The organism is Bacillus sp. TL12, from assembly GCF_022625245.1.
In the GTDB taxonomy this organism is placed as follows: domain Bacteria; phylum Bacillota; class Bacilli; order Bacillales; family Bacillaceae_G; genus Bacillus_A.
Window position 1 is genome coordinate 1 of sequence record NZ_JAJJBY010000226.1, and the last position, 377, is coordinate 377.

Consider the following 377-nt stretch of genomic DNA (forward strand, 5'->3'; position numbering starts at 1 on the left):
CCTTTAAAATACCCCATATATCATTCTCCTGCTTACACTTTTTCTACAGGTTATCTCAGTTTAGAAATCTTTGCAACAGAACCGTATTTCATGTTAAACATTGTTAGACGTTCATATAGAAAATATAAGAAGCTTAAAAAGAAATTCAAATTGTAAAAGGACCACATACTGGGGTACCGCTAGCATTCCGGAAAAATACCACGCTAAGAGTATGCAGGATTTTATACAGTTTTTCGGCTAATTTAGTAACAAACAAGAACTCGAAAACCCACACCATGATAGGAATGTATAAAAAATTGCATAGATTGATAGAAAGGGAAAAAGTCAGATTCCTTATGAGAGTAGGGAACGGCCTTGTCTTCGCTACTGATAATAGA

General features: G+C 34.7%; 1 pseudogene. It reads left to right on the forward strand.

The features are described 5' to 3' along the window. Nucleotides 1-81: 81 nt before the first annotated feature. Nucleotides 82-156, forward strand: a pseudogene (locus tag LOK41_RS28685) (serine/threonine protein kinase); the annotation flags it as partial. Nucleotides 157-377: the final 221 nt, after the last annotated feature.